This is a genomic window from Arthrobacter sp. MDT1-48-3 (assembly GCF_054511015.1).
Map to the genome: position 1 here is coordinate 91,778 of NZ_JBTNDL010000008.1, position 19,008 is coordinate 110,785.

16 protein-coding genes and 1 pseudogene are annotated in these 19,008 nt (G+C 71.1%); 4 read left to right on the forward strand and 13 right to left on the reverse strand.

All coding sequences use genetic code 11. The features are described 5' to 3' along the window. Window positions 1-49: 49 nt before the first annotated feature. From ACX80L_RS15255 to dxr, 3 genes are read right to left on the reverse strand one after another with little or no spacing between them, the layout of a single operon-like run. Entirely contained in the window at window positions 50-646 is a 597-nt protein-coding gene (locus ACX80L_RS15255) for a MarR family transcriptional regulator (RefSeq protein WP_459290646.1), read from the reverse strand. Window positions 647-685: 39 nt separating this feature from the next. Then, a complete protein-coding gene (locus ACX80L_RS15260; RefSeq protein ID WP_459290648.1) occupies window positions 686-2,029 on the reverse strand; it encodes a M50 family metallopeptidase in 1,344 nt (447 codons plus the stop codon). Next, window positions 2,026-3,294 (reverse strand): 1-deoxy-D-xylulose-5-phosphate reductoisomerase, encoded by a 1,269-nt coding sequence (gene dxr, locus ACX80L_RS15265; protein WP_459290650.1) that lies wholly within the window; start codon window positions 3,292-3,294, stop codon window positions 2,026-2,028. The genes ACX80L_RS15260 and dxr overlap by 4 nt, the downstream gene beginning before the upstream one ends. Before the next feature lie 242 nt (window positions 3,295-3,536). On the opposite strand from dxr, the gene ACX80L_RS15270 reads away from it, so the two are divergent. Next, entirely contained in the window at window positions 3,537-5,015 is a 1,479-nt protein-coding gene (locus ACX80L_RS15270) for an HNH endonuclease signature motif containing protein (RefSeq protein ID WP_459290652.1), read from the forward strand. Between the two features lie 162 nt (window positions 5,016-5,177). On the opposite strand, the gene ACX80L_RS15275 is transcribed toward ACX80L_RS15270, so the two are convergent. From ACX80L_RS15275 to ACX80L_RS15305, 7 genes are read right to left on the reverse strand one after another with little or no spacing between them, the layout of a single operon-like run. Next, complete coding sequence (locus ACX80L_RS15275; protein WP_459290654.1) at window positions 5,178-6,002, reverse strand: HpcH/HpaI aldolase/citrate lyase family protein; 825 nt, start codon at window positions 6,000-6,002, stop codon at window positions 5,178-5,180. Continuing rightward, the gene (locus tag ACX80L_RS15280; protein ID WP_459290656.1) at window positions 5,999-6,508 is read right to left on the reverse strand and encodes a MaoC family dehydratase; all 510 of its coding nucleotides are present in this window, start codon (window positions 6,506-6,508) and stop codon (window positions 5,999-6,001) included. Before ACX80L_RS15280 ends, ACX80L_RS15275 begins: the two co-directional genes overlap by 4 nt. Next, window positions 6,505-7,155 (reverse strand): 3-oxoacid CoA-transferase subunit B, encoded by a 651-nt coding sequence (locus ACX80L_RS15285; RefSeq protein WP_133082185.1) that lies wholly within the window; start codon window positions 7,153-7,155, stop codon window positions 6,505-6,507. Before ACX80L_RS15285 ends, ACX80L_RS15280 begins: the two co-directional genes overlap by 4 nt. Window positions 7,156-7,157: 2 nt before the next feature. After that, window positions 7,158-7,955, reverse strand: coding sequence for a CoA transferase subunit A (locus tag ACX80L_RS15290; RefSeq protein ID WP_459290658.1), 798 nt, complete (start codon window positions 7,953-7,955; stop codon window positions 7,158-7,160). Window positions 7,956-8,006: 51 nt separating this feature from the next. Further along, window positions 8,007-9,179 carry an acyl-CoA dehydrogenase family protein gene (locus ACX80L_RS15295; protein ID WP_459290660.1) on the reverse strand — a complete coding sequence of 391 codons (1,173 nt, stop codon included), beginning with the start codon at window positions 9,177-9,179 and terminating at the stop codon, window positions 8,007-8,009. Further along, window positions 9,176-11,305 (reverse strand): acetyl/propionyl/methylcrotonyl-CoA carboxylase subunit alpha, encoded by a 2,130-nt coding sequence (locus ACX80L_RS15300; RefSeq protein ID WP_459290662.1) that lies wholly within the window; start codon window positions 11,303-11,305, stop codon window positions 9,176-9,178. Before ACX80L_RS15300 ends, ACX80L_RS15295 begins: the two co-directional genes overlap by 4 nt. 4 nt (window positions 11,306-11,309) lie before the next feature. After that, entirely contained in the window at window positions 11,310-12,929 is a 1,620-nt protein-coding gene (locus tag ACX80L_RS15305) for a carboxyl transferase domain-containing protein (protein WP_459290664.1), read from the reverse strand. A gap of 120 nt (window positions 12,930-13,049) precedes the next feature. On the opposite strand from ACX80L_RS15305, the gene ACX80L_RS15310 reads away from it, so the two are divergent. After that, on the forward strand, window positions 13,050-13,661 hold the full coding sequence (locus tag ACX80L_RS15310; RefSeq protein WP_459290666.1) for a TetR/AcrR family transcriptional regulator: 612 nt from the start codon (window positions 13,050-13,052) through the stop codon (window positions 13,659-13,661). Window positions 13,662-13,770: 109 nt separating this feature from the next. Next, entirely contained in the window at window positions 13,771-14,238 is a 468-nt protein-coding gene (locus ACX80L_RS15315; protein ID WP_133082179.1) for a GNAT family N-acetyltransferase, read from the forward strand. A gap of 90 nt (window positions 14,239-14,328) precedes the next feature. Here ACX80L_RS15315 and ACX80L_RS15320 read toward each other — a convergent pair whose 3' ends face one another. From ACX80L_RS15320 to pdhA, 3 genes are all read right to left on the reverse strand, one after another. Then, a complete protein-coding gene (locus ACX80L_RS15320; protein WP_459290681.1) occupies window positions 14,329-15,891 on the reverse strand; it encodes a dihydrolipoamide acetyltransferase family protein in 1,563 nt (520 codons plus the stop codon). Window positions 15,892-16,070: 179 nt separating this feature from the next. Continuing rightward, window positions 16,071-17,093: an alpha-ketoacid dehydrogenase subunit beta gene (locus ACX80L_RS15325; protein WP_459290669.1), complete on the reverse strand. Its 1,023-nt coding sequence runs from the start codon at window positions 17,091-17,093 to the stop codon at window positions 16,071-16,073. Next, entirely contained in the window at window positions 17,093-18,280 is a 1,188-nt protein-coding gene (gene pdhA / locus ACX80L_RS15330; protein WP_459290671.1) for a pyruvate dehydrogenase (acetyl-transferring) E1 component subunit alpha, read from the reverse strand. The genes ACX80L_RS15325 and pdhA overlap by 1 nt, the downstream gene beginning before the upstream one ends. A gap of 187 nt (window positions 18,281-18,467) precedes the next feature. Between pdhA and ACX80L_RS15335 the strand changes: the two are divergent. Continuing rightward, window positions 18,468-18,935 (forward strand): annotated as a pseudogene (locus tag ACX80L_RS15335) (Lrp/AsnC family transcriptional regulator); the annotation flags it as partial. Between the last annotated feature and the right edge of the window lie 73 nt (window positions 18,936-19,008).

Consider the following 19,008-nt stretch of genomic DNA (forward strand, 5'->3'; position numbering starts at 1 on the left):
TGTCTACCCCACGGCACCCCCGACGGATGCGGGGACGCGGACCGGGCCGTCAGGCGACGCGGTCGTCGGCCCAGGCCAGGAGCCGCGCGGCTGCGGGGCGGACGGCCTGCTCCTCGTGCCACGCGGCACGGGCGGCGGCCTTGCTCACCGCCTGGGGACTGATGCCGAGCGTCCGCGCGACGGCGGTCTGCGTGCCGCGCTCCCCCGGGTGCAGGAGATCGAGGATCCGCCATTCGGCGTCCGAGCGTCCCATCACGTGCCGGCCGAGGAGCGCGAGCACGCCCTCCGCCTCGCCGGCCCCGTCCGGGCCCTCGACGGCGAGGGGTGCGCGGTCCCCCGTCTTCTTCGCGCGGTCCACGGCCTTCCGCGCTGCGACGAACGCCGAGCCGCGGCCCTCCCGTGGGGAGGCGGGGAAGGGACGCTCGACGGTCCCGATCCCGACGCCCACGTACCAGCCGCCGGCCCGCAGGCAGAGCATCACGGCCTCGACGACGTCGTCCGCGCGCGCGAGGACCCCCTGCGCCTCGTCCCCGACCGATCGCTCCCAGGCCAACACGGCGTGGACGGGCTGCAGGAGGTGGAGCAGTTCCGGCACCCGGTCCGTGGTGGCTCGGCTTCCGGTCTGGTCGATGGTCAGGACGAACATTCATCAACCGTATGAGGTTGAAATTCGAATTACAACCGATCAGCCGAACAGGTCGACCGGTTTGACGATATCGGCATAGATCAACAGGACACCCATCCCCATCAGCAGGATCGCCACCGCGTAGGTGAGGGGCAGGAGCCTGGCCATGTCGAACGGCCCCGGATCGGGACGCCCGAACACCCGCGCGACACCCCGGCGCAGCCCCTCCCACAGCGCTCCGGCGACGTGCCCGCCGTCGAGCGGCAGGAGCGGGATCAGGTTGAACACGAACAGGGCGAGGTTCACGCCCGCGACGAGCCCGATCAGCGTCGCCGCGCGGGATTCGACCGGCACTTCCTCCATCGCCGAGATCTCGCCCGCGATCCTCCCGACGCCGACGACGCTGATGGGCCCCTCGGGATCACGCGGCGCGTCCGAGAACGCTGCCTGACCCACCTCCACCACGCGCTGCGGCAGGTTCAGCACCACTCCGGCGACCCGGGCCAGCGAGTCCCCGACAGCCGGGAGCACCTCGGTCGCGGGCTGCGGGACGAGTTCCTGCGTCGAACCGACGCCGATGAAGCCCACCTCCTGGGTCACGGCGTCGCCGTCGTCGTCGACCATCGCCGTGCCGTCCTCCGCGGCGACCGGCCGTTCCGTCAGCAGGGGCGTGATGACGGACTCGACGCTCTCGCCGTCGCGCACGTAGGTGATGCCGACCTCGCGGCCGGCCGCGTCCCTGATCCAGCCCGACAGCTCGTCCCAGTCGGTGACCTCCCGGCCGTCGAAGGCGACCACGCGGTCGCCCGGCTGGAGTCCCGCCTCGAAGGCGGGGGCGGCGGGATCCTCGGGCGCACAGTCGGTCTGTCCCGTGGCCGCCTGCTGACTGGCGGGGACCACGCACCGGTACACCTCGGACAGCGTGGTGGTGGCCTGCGCACTGCCGAACCCCATGATGAGGACGGCGAAGAGCACGGTCCCGATCAGGAGGTTCATCAGCGGCCCGCCGAGCATGACGATGATCCGTTTCCAGATGGGCAGCTTGTAGAAGACCCGGTCCTCGTCCCCCGGCTGCAACTGCTCGGCCGCGGCCTGCCGGGCGTCGTTGGTGAGCTGCTGGAAGACGCCGGTGCTGGACTGGCGCACCGCACCGGCCTCCGTGGTCGCAGGAGGGAACATGCCCACCATCGAGACGTAGCCGCCGGCCGGGATCGCCTTCAGCCCGTACTCGGTCTCCCCGCGTCGCCTGGACCAGATGGTGGGACCGAAGCCCACCATGTACTGGGTGACGCGGACGCGGAACAGCTTCGCGGGCACCAGGTGCCCCACTTCGTGCAGGGCGATCGACGCCGCGATGCCGACGACGACGACGAGCACTCCGACGATGAACAAGAGAACGGTCACAGCTCTTCCTTCTGGCCTTCCGGACCGGCCGCCCCTCCGGGCGCCGGCGACTCCACGAGGCCGCAACGGGACCGGGCACTCGTGCGTGCCCAGCGCTCCGCCTCGAGGACGGCGTCGAGGGTGAGCTCGCCGCCGGCGACCTCCCGCGCACGCTGCTCGTCGACGACGGCGGACACGGTGTCCACGATCTCAGGGAAACCTATGGCTCCCCTGTGAAAGGCCTCGACGGCCTCCTCGTTCGCGGCGTTGTACACGGCCATGCGCGTGCCGCCCTCGGCGGCCGCACGCTTCGCCAGGGCGATGGCCGGGAAGGCCTCCTCGTCCAGCGGTTCGAAGGTCCACTCGGCGGACCGGCTCCAGTCGCATGCGCGGGCTGATCCCGGCACGCGGAACGGCCAGCCGATGCCGAGGGCGATGGGGAGGCGCATGTCCGGCGGTGACGCCTGCGCCAGCGTGGAGCCGTCGATGAACTGGACCATCGAGTGGATCACGGACTGCGGGTGCACGACGACGTCGATCCGCTCGAGCGGGATGTCGAAGAGGAGGTGGGCCTCGATCACCTCGAGGGCCTTGTTGACCATCGAGGCGGAGTTCGTGCTGATGACGCGTCCCATGTCCCACGTGGGGTGGGCGACAGCCTCCGCGGGCGTGACGTGCTGCAGCTGGGCGCGGGTCCTGCCGCGGAACGGGCCGCCCGACGCCGTCAGGACCAGTCGGTCCACCTCGTCGGCCGTGCCGCCGCGCAGGGCCTGCGCGATGGCCGAGTGCTCGGAGTCCACGGGGACGAGTTGTCCGGGAGCGGCCGCCGCGCGCACGAGCGCTCCCCCGGCGATCAGCGACTCCTTGTTGGCCAGGGCGAGCAGGTGCCCGGCGGCGAGCGCGGCGAGGGTGGGCTCGAGGCCGATCGAGCCGGTGATGCCGTTGAGGACGACGTCGGCGTCGGGCCAGGCAGCAACCTTCGCCGCGGCGTCGTCGCCGGAGAACAGCACCGGTGCGTAGCCCCGGACACCGGCGGCGTCGGCGGCCTGCGCGATCGCGCGCTCGAGGTCGGACTCCGACGCGGACGCGACGCCGACGGCGGGAGCCCGGACGGCCACGGCCTGGCGGGCGAGGAGTTCCAGGTTCCGTCCGCCGGCGCTGAGGCCCGCGACGCCGAAACGGTCGGAAGCCGCGGCGATCACCTCGAGCGCCTGGGTCCCGATGGAGCCCGTGGAGCCGAGGATGGAGACGCGCCGGTACTGCCGGGTGGGGTTGCTGAAATCCATGGCCCCAGTATCCCGCAGTCCGGAGCTGTCCATCAGCCAGGGTCCGCGGACGCTGTGGGCGGGCATCGTCCGGATGCGACCGGGCGGCGGAGAGGGATCCCGGACCGCGACGACGCGCCGCTTCCACCCGGCGGCCGGGTCCCTGCCGGTACCTCGATGGCCGGTCGGCACCAACCATGGGGCACCTGTTCCGGGTCTGTGTCGAGCAACCGGAATGTCGGTGCCGAGTGATGGAATGAGCCATGTCCATTGGACCGTCGACGCTCGATCTCGGGGACGCCTACGACGAGGCGACCTGGGGATGGCCCGCGGATGCGGTCGACGAGATCCTCGGTCCGCTGGAAGACCTCGGCACCGAGGACGAAGGAACCGACGGTCATCGGCGAACTCTCATCGAGGAGTCGTCGCCGTCCGGACTGGTGGCCCGCCTGCAGGACGCGCCGATGATCGCGGCCCCCTCCCGTCTCGATGACACGCTCGAGCTGCTGCGCGCGGCCGAACGCCTCGCATCGTGGGCGGCCGCCCAGCGGGCCCGGTTGATCACGAGGGTCCACACGTTCAGCGATCGCGGGCACCGGACCTGGTCGGGCCGGTCGTCGTCCCTCGCGTTCACGGAGACGGTTGTGGAGACCGCAGCCCTGCTCAAGCTGTCCGAGGGCTCGGCCGCCCGGCTCGTCTCGGAGTCGCTCACGCTGACCGGACCGTTGACGGCCACCCTGGCGGCCCTGGAGAAGGGCGGGATCTGTGCCTCGCGGGCGTCGGTCATCGTCGAGCAGTCCCGCACACTCCCCGACGAGGCCGTCCTGGCGTTCGAGGCGGAGATCCTGACGGTGGCGGAAGACCTGAACGGGCCGAGGCTGACGGCGCGGTGCCGTCGGCTGCGGGAGAAGCTCCACCCCGGGTCGTTGACTGCCCGCCGGGTGAAGGCGGAACCGGATCGGTGCGTCGTCTTCGAACCGGACCGTGACGGGATGGCGTGGTTCAGCGCCTATCTCCCCGCGGAGCAGGCCCTGGCCCTGCACACCACGGTGGATGCGGTGGCCCGGACCCTGCGCAGCGGCGATGAGCCGCGGACGCTGCCCCAACTGCGCGCCGACGTCCTGGCCGACATGCTGCTCGGCGCCGGTGGGCCCTCGGGCACGCGCTCCCCAGCAGCGAGGATCGTCGTGACCGTTCCGGTGTTCGCGCTGATGAGGCTCACCGACGAACCTGCCGAACTCGAAGGTTATGGTCCGATCCCTGCCGACGCCGCCCGCCGGCTCGCCGGGGACGCCACCTCGTGGATGCGCCTGCTCACCCACCCGTACACGGGTGCGGTGCTCGGCCTGGACCGGACCCGGTACCGCCCAAGCGAGGACCTGCGGACCTGGGTGCAGCTCCGCCAGAAGACCTGCAGCTTCTACGGCTGCGGCCGTCCCGCCGGCCGCTGCGATCTGGACCATCTGGTGTCCTGGGCAGACGGAGGATCGACCGGTGCGGACAACCTCTATCCCGTCTGCAGGCGACACCACATGCTGAAGCACCGGACGGGATGGACACCGACTCCCGATCCCGATGGCGGGCTGAGCTGGTTGTCGCCGGGTGGTCGCACCTATACGACGCCGCCCGAACCACCGCCCGCCACGACGGATTCGTCGGCGATCGCCCGCACCGTGCACGACCTAGGGACGGCGATGCGCGCGGAGCGGGTCCCGGACCCCGGGCTCCTACCGCCCTTCTGAGAAGCGAAGCCGCAAAGAGCGGCGCCTGGAGCGGGTCAAGCGGGCCTCGATCCTCACGGGACGACGACATCTGCCAGCGCTGTTCGCCGGCACCGGCACTGCCATACGCGCGTCCGACTCCGCTGTCGTCGACACCGCGGCGGCGTCCGGCGAGGCCCGCCCCTACCGACCCGACGCCCTGCCCACGACGCTGCGGGCATGCCGGAGGATCGGCTCGTCCACCATGCGCCCCTCGTAGGCGAAGACGCCCCGCTCCCTCTCGGCGGCGGCGAGCAGCGCGCGGGCGCGCTCGACCTCGGCGTCGCCGGGAGCGAAGGCCGTACGGACCGCGGCCACCTGGCCGGGATGGATGCAGGCCTTCGCGGAAAAGCCGGAAGCGGCCGCATCCTCGGCCTCGGCGGCGAGGCCCTCGAGGTCGGCGATATCCACGTAGACGGCGTCGATACAGCCGACTCCCGCGGCTCCTGCGGCGAGGAGCACCTGCGAGCGCGCCTGGAGCGCCACGGCCCGGTAGGTGCCGCCGGCGGTGCGGCTCGAGGTGCCGCCGAGGGATGCCACGAGGTCCTCGGCGCCCCACATGAGGGCGGTGACGCCGTCGGCCGCGGCGATGGCGTCCGCGTGGACCACGCCCCGCGCCGTCTCGACCAGGGCGATGACCTCGACGTCCCCCAGGGCCGCGCGGGCCGCGGCGACGTGCTCGGGCGACTCCGTCTTGGCGAGCATGACGGTGCGGTAGGGGGTGCCTCGGACGGCGGCGCAGTCGAGTGCGAAGTCGGCTGTCCCCACCGCGTTGAGCCGCACCACGGTGCGCTCCGGGGCGAGCGGGGTCTCGGCGAGTGCCGTCCGTGCCGCGTCCTTGGCTCCGGGCGCCACGGCGTCCTCCAGGTCGAGGATGACGGTGTCGGAGCGGTCGGCCGCCTTGCCGTACCGCTCCGGGCGGTCCGCCGGGCAGAAGAGCAGTGCCGGTCCCAGGACGATCCCGCTCATCGCGTCACCGCCCGCTGCGCCGTCGAGGACCACATGAGGACGGAGCGCGTTGCCGTCGCGACGACATCGCCGTGCTGGTTGCGCCCGGTGTGGACCATGGACACGATGCCCTGCCCGGGGCGCGAGGACGACGGGCGGACACCGGTGATCTCGGTCTCCGTGTACAGGGTGTCGCCGTGGAACAGCGGCTTCGGGAAGGCGACGTCGGTGAGCCCCAGCTGCGCCACGATGGTGCCCTGCGTGAGCTGGGACACCGACTGTCCGACGAGCGTCGCGAGGGTCAGCATCGAATTGACGAGACGCTCACCGAAGGGCTGCCCCGCGGACCAGGCCGCGTCGAGGTGCAGGGCCTGCGTGTTCATGGTCAGCGTCGTGAACAGGACGTTGTCGGCCTCGGTCAGCGTCCGGCCGGGGCGGTGGGCGTAGACCGTCCCGACCTCGAGCTCGTCGAGGTAGAGGCCGCGCTGCTCGATCACGGACCGGGCAGGGGGCGTGTCGCCGCTCACGCGGCCGCTTCCCCGAGCTCGATCCGCAGCGGGGCGCCGGTGGCGGCGACGACGTCGTCCGTGCTCACGCCGGGGGCGGTCTCGCGCAGCACGAGTCCGTCGGGTTCGACGTCGATCACGGCTAGGTCGGTGACGATCCGGGTCACGCAGCCCTTCCCCGTCAGGGGCAGGGAACAGGCTTCGACGATCTTCGGCCGCCCTGCCCGGTCCACGTGCTCCATCATGACGATCACGCGCTTCGCCCCGAACACGAGGTCCATGGCGCCGCCCATGCCCTTGACCATCTTGCCGGGCACCATCCAGTTCGCGAGGTCGCCGTTCTGCGCGACCTCCATGGCACCGAGGACCGCGACGTCCACATGGCCGCCGCGGATCATGCCGAAGGACGCGGCCGAGTCGAAGAACGCAGCGCCCGGATTGGCGGTGACGGTCTCCTTGCCGGCATTGATGAGGTCCGGATCGACGGCGTCCTCGGCGGGATAGGGACCGACGCCGAGGATGCCGTTCTCGGAGTGCAGCACCACCTCGACGCCGGCGGGGATGTAGTTCGGGATCAGCGTGGGCATCCCGATGCCGAGGTTGACGTACTGCCCGTTCTCCAGCTCCTGCGCCACCCTGGCGGCGAGTTCGTTGCGGGTGAGTGCCATGCTCATGCTCCTTCGGGTGCGTTCAGGCCGGCGCCGGGGTGGGGCGCGCCGCCGATCGAGACGGTCCGCTTCTCGACGCGCTTCTCGACGTCGCGCGCCACCACCACGCGCTGGACGAAGATGCCGGGCGTGTGGACCTGCGCCGGGTCGAGCTCCCCGGGTTCCACGAGTTCCTCGACCTCGGCGATCGTGATCCGGCCGGCCTGCGCACAGAGCGGATTGAAGTTCATCGCGGTGGCGTGGAAGACGAGGTTGCCGTGGCGGTCGCCCTTCCAGGCGTGGACCAGCGCGAAGTCGGGCCGCAGCGACTCCTCGAGCACGTAGTCGACGCCGTCGAAGGACCGCACCTCCTTGGCCTTCGACGCCACGGCGACGCTGCCGTCGCCGTCGTACCGCTGGGGCAGGCCGCCCTCGCTGACCTGGGTGCCGACGCCCGCCGTGGTGAAGAAGGCCGGGATGCCCGCGCCGCCGGCCCGGAGCTTCTCGGCGAGGGTGCCCTGCGGGGTGAGCTCGACCTCGAGCTCGCCCGAGAGGTACTGGCGCGCGAACTCCTTGTTCTCGCCGACGTAGGAGCTGACGGTCCGGCGGATCCGGTGATCGGACAGCAGGATGCCGAGCCCCCAGTCGTCCACGCCGCAGTTGTTGCTCACCGTCTCGAGCTCCGAGGTCCCCTGCCGGTGCAGGGCGTCGATCAGGGTCACCGGGATCCCGCACAGGCCGAACCCGCCGACGGCGAGGGATGCTCCGTCGGGGATGTCCGCCACGGCCTCCGCCGCACTGCCAACCACTTTGTTGATCACTGCTTCTCCTTCGCTGTTCCGGCGCCTGTCCGTCCTGTCCCTGCGGCGGGTCTACAGGCCGAGTTCCCTCGCGATCAGCATGAGCTGGACCTCCGTGGTCCCCTCGCCGATCTCGAGGATCTTCGAGTCACGGTAGTGCCTGGACACCACGAACTCGTTGATGAAACCGTAGCCGCCGAAGATCTGTGTCGCGTCGCGCGCGTTGTCCATGGCGGCTTCGCCGGCCACCAGCTTCGCGATCGAGGCCTGCGTCTTGAACGGCTTGCCCGCGAGCATGCGCGACGCCGCGTCGTAGTAGGCCAGCCGCGCCGTGTGGGCCCGGACCTGCATCCGGGCGATCTTGAACTGGATGGACTGGTAGGCGCCGATGGTGCTGCCGAAGGCCATGCGCTCGCCCGCGTACTTGATGGACTGTTCCACGCAACCCTGCGCCGCGCCGGTCGCGAGCGCCGCGATGGCGATCCGCCCCTCGTCGAGGATCTGCAGGAAGTTGGCGTACCCGCGGCCGCGCGTACCCAACAGGTTCGCCTCCGGGACCCGGACGTCACGGAGGGTGAGCGGATGGGTGTCGGAGGCGTTCCAGCCCACCTTGTTGTAGGCCTTCTCGGCCGTGAAACCCGGCGTGTCCGAGGGGACGAGGAGGGTGGAGATCTCCTTCTTCACCGTGCCGTCCGGCCGCTCGGAGGTACCGGTCACGGCGGTGACGGTCACCAGCGACGTGATGTCGGTGCCCGAGTTCGTGATGAACTCCTTGGTGCCGTTGATCACCCACTCCGGTCCGCTCGCGCCGTCCTCGAGCTTCGCCGTCGTCTTCGTCCCGGAGGCGTCGGAGCCGGCCTCCGACTCGGTGAGGCCGAACCCGCCGAGGGCGGTACCCGACGCGAGGGAGGGCAGCCACTGCTGCTTCTGCTCCTCGGTGCCGAAGCGGTAGACGGGCATGGCGCCGAGTGACACCCCCGCCTCGAGGGTGATGGCCACCGACTGGTCCACGCGGGCCAGCTGCTCCAGTGCCAGGCACAGCGCGAAGTAGTCGCCGCCCATGCCTCCGTACTCCTCGGGGAACGGCAGGCCGAACAGGCCCATGTCCCCCATCTGCTTGACCACCTCGTAGGGGAAGCTGTGCTCGGCGTCGTGCTTGGCGGAGACCGGGGCCACGACCTCGTCGGCGAACTCGCGGACGGTGTCGACGAGGTCCTGGTACTCCTCGCTCAGTTCGAAATTCATGCTGCGTTCCCTTCCGTGGGGATAGGTGCCGGGCCGCCCTCGGGGGCGGACTCGATGGTGGCGAGGATCTGGTGTGCCCGCACGAGGTCGCCGGGTTTCAGCGCGAGGCGGACGACGCCGGACAGGGCGGCGGTGAGCTGGTGCTCCATCTTCATGGCCTCGACGGCGACGAGGACGTCGCCCGCCTGGACGGTCGCGCCGTCCTCGACGGACACCGACACCACGGTGCCCGGCATGGGGCTGCGGACCAGCGGGTCGGCCGCGCCCTCCTCCCGGGTGATACGGGACAGGGCGGCGTCGAGCAGTTCGCGGCGGCTCGGACGGCGCAGGCGGGCGGACCAGCCGGCATCCCCCAGCCAGACGGTGTCCCCGTCGACCGCGTACCGCCGGCGGGAGCGGAGGCCGTCGATGGTCACTCCCCCGCCGTCGACGCGAACCGTGAGGCTCGCGGCAGCCGAGCCGTCGGTGCCGTCGGTGCCGTCGGTGCCGTCGGTGCCGTCGGTGCCGTCGACCGTTCCGGTCCATCCCCCGCCCGTGCGCTGCAGCCGGACCGTCGCGGTGGCGCCGTCCATCTCGAGGGTCACGGCGCGTGGTCGGGGTGTCCCGAGCCGGAAGCCGTCGCCCCGGTGCCAGGGTGAACCGCCGGCCGGAGCCGGTTCGGCCTCGAGGAGCAGGACGGCGGCGAGTGCGAGGTCCTCGGGGGCGACATGGCGGAAGGCCAGCTCCGGGAGCTTGCGTTCGATCATCGTGGTGTCGAGCCGCGCGGCCCGCACGTCGTCGTCGCCCACGAGCAGCCGGAGGTATTCGATATTGGTGTCGACCCCCAGCACCACGGTGGCGGCGAGCGCCGCGTCCAGCCGGTCGAGGGCCTCACCGCGATCGGCACCCCAGGCGATGACCTTGGCGAGCATCGGGTCGTAGGACGAGGAGACGGTCCCGCCGGGCAGGAGGGAGCTGTCCACCCGGATGCCCTCCCCTGCGGGCTCGGTGAGCTCCAGGATGCGGCCGGTGGAGGGGAGGAACCCGGCCTCGGGGTTCTCGGCGTACACGCGGGCCTCGACGGCATGACCTGTCAGCACGACGTCGTCCTGCGTGAACGACAGCGCCTCACCCGCGGCGATGCGGATCTGCCACTCCACGAGGTCGATGCCGGTCACCAGTTCCGTGACGGGATGCTCGACCTGCAGGCGCGTGTTCATCTCCATGAAGAAGAACTCGTCGGGCGCGGCGTCGGAGACGAGGAACTCGACGGTCCCGGCTCCCGCGTAGTCGACGCTGCGGGCCGCGGCGCACGCGGCCTCGCCGATCCGACGCCGCGTCACCTCGTCGAGCAGGGCCGACGGCGCCTCCTCGATGACCTTCTGGTGCCGGCGCTGCAGCGAGCACTCGCGCTCGCCGAGATGGATCACGGTGCCGGAGCTGTCGGCCAGGACCTGCACCTCGATATGGCGGGGCCGCTCGATCAGGCGTTCCAGGAACAGCGTGTCGTCGCCGAACGCGCGGGCCGCGATGCGACGCGCCGTGACGAGGACCTCGGAGAGGTCCTCCGGCCGGTGGACGGCATGCATGCCCTTGCCGCCGCCGCCTGCGGACGGCTTGATGAGCAGCGGGAAGCCGACGTCGTCCGCTGCGCGCAGCAGGTCGTCGTCGGAGAGTCCCGGTTCGGCGATGCCGGGGACCACGGGGACACCGGAGGCGGCAACGTGGTTCTTCGAACGGATCTTGTCGCCCATGACGTCCAGGGCGTGGACGGACGGCCCGATGAAGACGATCCCGGCGTCCCGCAGCGCGTCGGCGAAGGCAGCGTTCTCGCTGAGGAACCCGTACCCGGGGTGCACAGCGCCCGCCCCCGTGCGGCGGCAGGCCTCGATGACGGCGGGGATGGACAGGTAGCTCTCGGACGGTGCGGCCGGGCCGATCCGGACGGCGGAGTCCGCTTCGAGGACGTGCCGGGCGCCGGCATCGGCGTCGCTGTAGACGGCGACCGACCGGAGGCCGAGCGCGCGGACGGAGCGGAGGACCCGGCTCGCGATCTCGCCGCGGTTCGCGACGAGGACGGTGTCGAAGGGCCACGGGGCGGTCCTGGAACGGGCACCGGCGGGGCTGGAGAGGGGGCTGGAGGTCATCGGGTCACATCCGGAAGAGGCCGAAGGAGGTGTCGGGCAGGGGCGCGTTGGCGCAGACGTCGAGTGCGAGGCCGAGGACGGTGCGGGTGTCCGCGGGGTCGATCACGCCGTCGTCCCAGAGCCGCGCCGTCGAGTAGTAGGGGTTGCCCTGGGCTTCGTACTGGTCGCGGATGGGTGCGCGGAACGCCTCCTCGTCCTCCGATGACCAGTCCTCGCCGCGCGCCTCGAGCTGGTCGCGCTTGACGGTCGCCAGGACCGACGACGCCTGGTTGCCGCCCATCACGGAGATGCGGGCCGCCGGCCACATCCACAGGAAGCGCGGGGAGAAGGCGCGACCGCACATCGAGTAGTTGCCGGCCCCGAAGGACCCGCCGACGACGACCGTCAGCTTGGGGACGCGGCAGGTCGCGACGGCGGTGACCATCTTGGCCCCGTTCTTCGCGATGCCGCCGGCCTCGTAGTCCTTGCCCACCATGAAGCCGGAAAGGTTCTGCAGGAACACCAGGGGGACTCCGCGCTGGTCGCAGAGCTCGATGAAGTGGGCGCCCTTGAGGGCGGACTCGCTGAAGAGCACCCCGTTGTTGGCGACGATCCCGACGCGGTGGCCGGAGATGGTCGCGAAGCCCGTGACGAGGGTGGTGCCGTACTCGCGCTTGAACTCGTGGAAGAGCGAACTGTCGACGATCCGGGCGATGATCTCGCGGGCGTCGTAGGACGCGTTCACGTCCGTCGGCACGGCACCGTACAGCTCGTCCTGAGGCACCACCGGCTCCAGCGGCTCGGCGGCGTGCACGACGGCGGGAGCGGGCGGCTTTGCGGCCGGGGGCAGCGTCGCGATGATGTCGCGCACGATCTCCAGCGCGTGCTGGTCGTTCTCCGCGAGATGGTCGGTGACCCCGGAGACGCGGGAGTGGACGTCCCCGCCCCCGAGCTCCTCCGCTGTGACGACCTCGCCGATGGCGGCCTTCACCAGCGGCGGGCCGCCCAGGAAGATGGTGCCCTGGTTGCGCACGATCACGGTCTCGTCGCTCATGGCCGGGACGTAGGCGCCACCGGCGGTGCAGCTCCCCAGCACGGCGGCGATCTGCGGGATCTTCCGGGCCGACATGGTGGCCTGGTTGTAGAAGATACGGCCGAAGTGGTTGCGGTCGGGGAAGACGTCGTCCTGCCGGGGCAGGAACGCGCCGCCAGAGTCCACGAGGTACACGCAGGGCAGATTGTTCTCGAGGGCGATCTCCTGCGCGCGGAGATGCTTCTTGACGGTCATCGGGTAGTACGTGCCGCCCTTGACGGTGGCGTCGTTCGAGATCACCAGCACGTGGCGGCCGTGTACGAGGCCGATGCCGGCGATCACGCCCGCACCCGGGCACTCGTCGTCGTACATCCCGTTCGCCGCCAGCGGCGCGATCTCGAGGAACGGACTGCCGTCGTCGAGAAGCTGGTCGATGCGCTCCCGCGGGAGGAGCTTGCCGCGGGCGACATGCCGTGCGCGGGAGCGCTCGGGCCCGCCGAGGGCCGCGGCCGCGAGGCGCCGCCGCAGGTCGCCGACGAGTTCGGCCTGCGCCGCGGCGTTCGCCGTGAACGCCGGCGAGAGCGGATCCACCTGCGATGTCAGAGTCTCCATCGACTACTTCCTCGAGCATGCTTCAGTTAGCAGACGCTAACCGGATTCAGGTTAGTGGTCATTAACCTGGATGTCCATCAGAATGGGTCCATCACTCACCGGCGGACCCGAAGGACCTGCATGGAGGCACTGCCCACCGAAGACCGCGTGACGGGTCGAAGCGTCGCGAAGGCGTCCCGTCGCGCGGCCCTGCTCGTCGCCGCGGCACAGCTGTTCGCGGACCGCGGGTACAACGGGGTGTCCATCGAGGACCTCGGCGCTGCCGCCGGCGTGAGCGGGCCCGCCGTCTACCGGCACTTCACCGGCAAGCCCTCGGTCCTCTCCGCGCTCCTCACCGGGGTCAGCGAGGACCTCCTGGAGGGTGGGCGTACCGTCGCCGAGGGGGCGTCCTCGCCCGAGGCGGCGCTGCGGGGCCTGATCCGGTTCCAGGTCGACTTCGCGCTGGCCAATGCGAACGTGATCCGCGTGCAGGATCGCGATCTCGGCTCCCTCCCGCACGACGACGAACGGAACGTGCGGTCCCTGCAGCGCAACTACGTGCAGGTCTGGGTGGACGAACTGGCCGGTCTCCTGCCGACGGCGGACCGCTCGCTGCTGCGGCGCAAGGTCCATGCGGTGTTCGGACTCATCAACTCGACGCCGCACACCGCGCACGGCACCCGCTCGACCCGGGAGCTCGGCGATCTGCGGGACCTGCTCCAGGACATGGCATGGGCCGCCCTGACCGTGTGACGGCGGGGGTGCGCGCCTCCGGGCACTCCGGGGCGCCTAGTACGCTGAAGCCACGAGAAGTACCGGCCGCGCCGCCCGCCCGGCCACTCCACCGACTGAAAGTACCGCTGTGATCACGCTACGTCCCGTTGAAGCCACCGACCTCGACGAGTTCTTCTCGCACCAGCTGGACCCCAGCGCCAACCACATGGCGGCCTTCGGGGCCAAGAACCCGTCGGACCGCGGCGTCTTCGACCATCACTGGCAGGACATCCTGAACGACAGCAGGATCACGGTGCGCACCATCCTGTCCGACGGCGAGGTCGTGGGCAGCATCCTCGCCTACCGGGACGGCGACGTGCCCGAGATCAGTTACTGGATCGACCGCTCCCGCTGGGGACAGGGCATCACCACGGCCGCCGTGGGGCAGTTCCTCGACGAGATGACCCAGCGCCCCATCCGCGCCCGCGCCGTGGCGGACAACGTGAGCTCCATCCGCATCCTCGAACGGTGGGGTTTCCAGCAGGTCGGCGAGACGCAGGGCTTCGCCCCATCCCGCGGCGCCGTGGTCCGCGAACTCATCCTCGAACTGGCGTAACTCCCCGGGAGACGCAGACCCTCCCGGGGAGGGTCTGCGTCTCTCCGAGGACGCAGACCTACCGCAGGCGGACCGCGTCCTCGGGTGCCGCTAGACCATCGTCAGGACCATCGCCGGGTTGCGGAGGATGGTCCCGACATCGGCCAGGAACCGTGAGCCCTGTTCACCGTCGACGAGCCGGTGGTCGAAGGACAGGCTGAGGGTCAGGACGGACCGCAGGGCGATCGTGCCCTGGTATTCCCACGGCATGCTGCGGACCGCGCCCAGGGCGAGGATCGCCGCCTCGCCGGGATTCAGGATCGGCGTGCCGGCGTCGATGCCGAAGACACCGATATTGGTGATGGAGATGGTCCCACCCGCGAGATCGGCCGGCGGGGTCTTCCCCGCGCGCGCGGTCTCCGCCAGCGCATTGAGGGCCTTCGCGAGGTCCGCCAGGGACAGGTCCTGCGCGGCCTTGATGTTCGGCACGAGCAGCCCACGCGGGGTCGCCGCCGCGATGCCGAGGTTCACGTCCGCGTACTGGACGATCTCCTGCGCCTCCTCGTCCCAGGACGAGTTGAGGGTGGGGTTCCGTGCGATCGCGATGCACACGGCCTTCGCCACGATCATCAGCGGCGTCACCTTCGTCGCCTCGAAGGACCGGCTCGCCCTGAGGTCCGCGAGCAGCTCCATCGTGGGCGTGACGTCGATCGTGAGGAACTCGGTCACGTGGGGCGCCGTGAAGGCGCTGGCCACCATCGCTGCCGCGGTGTGCTTCCGCATGCCCCGGATCGGTGTCCGCGTCTCCCCCGCCCTCGCCGTGCCGGCCGTGCCTGCCGCCGGCAGGGGGCCTGCCGGCGATGCCGGCGTCCCCACCGCTGCGGCAGGGCTCTCCGTGGTCCCTGCGAGCGCGGACAGGACGTCGGCCCGCGTGATGAGGCCGCCGGGCCCGGTGCCTCTCAGGGCGTCGAGGGCGACGCCGAGGTCGCGCGCGAGCTTGCGGACCGGCGGCGTGGAGCGGGGCCGGTCCCCGCTCCGCCGTGCTTCCCCGGCCGCGGGTGCGGGCGCGGCGGTGGGTGCGGGCACGGGGGCGGCGGCGGGCACGGCTGCGGGCACGGCTGCGAGCGCGGGCACGGCTGCGGGCGCGGGCACGGCGGTGGGCGCCATCGGGGCATGCCGGAGCGGCGACGGGATCTCCGCGCCCGACGGAGCCGATGCGGTGGGGACCTGCGTCGGCCCGTGACCTGCGGTCAGGAGGATGCGGCTCCGCCGCTGCGGGCGCCCGCCCTTCTCGACAGCTGCCCCGTAGCCCACGAGGTTCGGTTCGCGCCGGGCGGGCACGTCGTCCGGCACGTCCGCGGCCACGTCGGCGGGGTCCGACGGTGGCGGGGTCGACCGTGACGCTGAAGGAGCCGTCGGCTCCGACGCCTGCGCGGGCATCGCGCCGTCGGTCTCCGGCACCTCGAAGGAGACGATCGGCGCTCCGACATCGACGACGCTGCCCGCGGCCGCGTGCAGGTGCACGACGACGCCGGCGTACGGTGAGGGCAGCTCGACGACCGCCTTGGCGGTCTCGACGTCGGCGATGATCTGGTTCAGCTCCACCGTGTCACCCACGGTGACGTGCCACTGGACGATCTCCGACTCGGTGAGTCCCTCGCCGAGGTCGGGCAGCCGGAACTCCCGGACCCGGGCGGACGTCGTCCCTTCGGTCGTGGTCCCGGCCGGCCGGGTCGTGGGCGGAACGGCCAGGGCCGGGGCGGCAGTGGACGACGCGGTGGTGGACGACGCGGTGCTGGACGACGCGGTGCTGGACGACGCGGTGCTGGACGACGCGGTGGTGGATGTCGCGGTCACTGTGCCGCTCCTTCGACATCCAGTCCGCACAGCGAGTTCGGCCGCCGCATCACGCGGTCCACGCCGTCCAGGATCCGGTCGAGGTCGGGCAGGTGGTGGAACTCGAGCTTGGAGTACGGGTACGGGATGTCGAATCCGGTGACGCGGACGGGGGCGTGCTCGAGGTAGTCGAAGCAGCGCTCCGTGATGCTCGCGGCGATCTCCGCGCCGAGCCCGCCGGACCGGGCGGCCTCGTGCGTGACGACGAGCCGGCCGGTCTTCCGGACGGAGGACTCGACCGTCGCGAAATCGATCGGGGCGAGGGAGCGCAGGTCGATCACCTCGAGGGAGAGGCCGTCGTCGGCCGCCGCGATGGCGGCATCGCGGGCGGTGGGCACGAGTGGCCCGTAGGTCACCAGCGTCACGTCCGTCCCCTCGGCCACCACGCGGGCGGCACCCATGTCCGAGGCCGTCGGGTCGATCCCCTCGTCGACCTCGCCCTTGACGTGGTAGCGCCGCTTGGGTTCGAAGTAGAGCACCGGGTCGTCGCTGGCGATCGCCTGCTGGATCATCGTGTAGGCGTCCTGCGGGTTCGAGACGCTCACGACGCGCAGGCCCGAGGTGTGAGTGAAGTAGGCCTCGGGCGACTCCGAGTGGTGCTCCGGGGAACCGATGCCGCCGCCGAAGGGAACCCGGATGGTGATGGGCATCCTCACGGCGCCCTGCGTGCGGTAATGCAGCTTGGCCACCTGGCAGACGATCTGGTCGAAGGCCGGGTAGATGAAGCCGTCGAACTGGATCTCCACCACCGGGCGGTATCCGCGGTAGGCCATGCCGACGGCCGTGCCCATGATCCCCGCCTCCGCGAGCGGGCTGTCGAGGACGCGGTGCGGCCCGAAGTCCTTCTGCAGGCCGTCGGTGATGCGGAAGACCCCGCCGAGCTTCCCGATGTCCTCACCGATCAGGACCACCTTGGGATCCTCGTCCATGGCGCGGCGCAGGCCGGCGTTGATCGCGCGGCCGAAAGTCATGGTGGACATCAGCGGGGTCCTTCCTGGGGTGCCTGGGCGAAGGAGGCGAGGTAGCGCTCGTAGTGGTCCTGCTGGCGGTCGAGCTCCGCGTTCGGCGCGCTGTACACGTGCCGGAAGACGTCCGACGGCACCGGTTCGGCCATCGACAGGCATCCCTCGCGCAGTTTCGCGGCGACGGCGTCGGCCTTCGCCTTCACGGAGTCGGAGTAGTCGGCCTCGAGCAGCCCGACCGAGTCGAGCAGGGTGGCGAGTCGGGCCAGTGGGTCACGGGCCGCCCAGTCCTCGAGCTCGTTGGCGTCGCGGTAGCGGGTGGGGTCGTCGGCCGTCGTGTGGGGGCCCATCCGGTAGGTCACGGCCTCGATGAACGTGGGCCCGCCGCCCGAGCGTGCGCGGGCGAGGGCCTCGCGGGTCACGGCGAGGCAGGCGAGCACGTCGTTGCCGTCGACGCGCACCGAGGGGATGCCGAAGCCGGGAGCACGGCGTGCGATCGGCACGTGCGCCTGCAACCCCACCGGCTCGGAGATGGCCCAGTGGTTGTTCTGGCAGAAGAACACCACGGGGGCCTGGTAGCTCGCGGCGAAGACCATGGCCTCGTTGACGTCGCCCTGGCTCGTTGCGCCGTCGCCGAAGTAGGTCACCGCGACGGCGTCGGCGCCGTCGTTGATGATGCCCATCGCGTAGCCGGTGGCGTGGAGGGTCTGCGCCCCGATGATGACCTGCGGGGTGGCCATGTTGATGGTGTACGGGTCCCAGCCGGAGGAGGCGTTGCCGCGCCAGACCCGCAGGATGTCGGCGAGGTCCACGCCGCGGCAGTAGGCCACGGCGTTCTCGCGGTAGCTGGAGAAGACGAAGTCGTCGGCGCGCAGGGCACGGCCGGAACCGATCTGGGCCGCCTCCTGGCCGAGCAGCGGGGGCCAGAGTGCGAGCTCGCCCTGACGCTGCAGCGCGGTGGCCTCGGCGTCGATGCGACGCACCACCACCATGTCCTCGTAGAGCTTCTGCAAGGCGGCGCCGTCGACGTCCGCGACGAGGTCGTCGTAGTGCCCGTGCGGGTGGCGGACCCCGGAGGCGTCGATGAGCTGGACGAGGTTGTCCCCGCCTGCGCGGGCGGGGCCCGGGAAGACCGTCCCGCTCGCCGACCCGGCGTCGTCGCCGCCGGGAATTCCGTGTCCTCGCTGGTCGCCGTCCTGGGTCATTGCACGCAACCTTCACTCGCAGGCACTCCCTCCTGCGGCCGATCGGGCCGCCGGGAAAGAGCTCCGGGCGCCTTTACCCGGAATGATTGTGACCCTACTCACACCGCACAGGTGGCACAACTGTTTCCTCATCGACTGAGCAGAGTGCACTATTCCGCGGCATAGCGCCGTGTTAGCGTTGCGCACTATGCAACCCCTCGACCTCACCGACACGCGCCTGCTGCAGGCCCTCGCCAGGGACCCGCGGCGCACCGTCGTCGCCCTCGCGCAGAAGCTGGGACTGTCCAGGAACACAGTGCAGGCGAGGATGGCGCAGCTCGAGAAGAAGTCGGTCTTCCTGTCCTTCGAGCGGCGTATCAACACGGTCTCGCTCGGCTACCCGCTGACCGCCTTCATCCATGTCCACGTGCAGCAGCAGAAGCTGGCGGCGATCACGCACAGCATCGCCGCCGTACCCGAGGTCATCGAGGCCTTCGGCCTGACGGGCCAGGCCGACATCCTGATCCGGGTGGTCGCCGTCGACGCCGAGGACCTCTTCCGCATCAACGGCAAGATCCTCGCGTGCGACGGCGTGGAGCGCTGCGACACGTCCCTCGCCATGGGCGAGCTCATCCCGTTCCGGGTCGAGCCTCTGCTCGCGCGCGGCCCGCGGGCGGCGGGGGGGGGGGGGAGGGAGGGAGAGAGAAGGAGAAGTCGCATGGTTTCGTTTGGGGGAGCGGAGAAATATC